Raw genomic sequence first — 240 nt, 5'->3', positions numbered from 1 at the left:
CCATCTGCCAGGGGACACTGACGGGAACGTCATCCGCCAGTAACTTCTCACCAAATACATAGGTAAGCTTTTTGCCATGAGTGATTTTTATATACTCATTATAATCTTTATGCGTGACCTTATATTTGCCAATCATAAAGTCATTCAGCCTGACCTTATGCAGGTATTTATCATCCTGGTTCGAGCTGAAGGGCAGCTTTTCCCCAATCAGCGGACCGAAGTCCCCCATTAAAAACTCAC

At 43.8% G+C, this 240-nt stretch carries 1 protein-coding gene; it reads right to left on the bottom strand.

Features of this window, described 5'->3' with window-relative positions; translation table 11 throughout:
- The coding region (locus ACU8YC_RS28910) for an SUMF1/EgtB/PvdO family nonheme iron enzyme (RefSeq protein ID WP_446896499.1) at positions 1-240 on the bottom strand (240 nt) is incomplete at both ends.

The organism is Citrobacter sp. VF227, from assembly GCF_052950715.1.
Note: the sequence above shows the minus strand (reverse complement) of the source record. Positions and strands in the feature narration are given on the sequence as shown.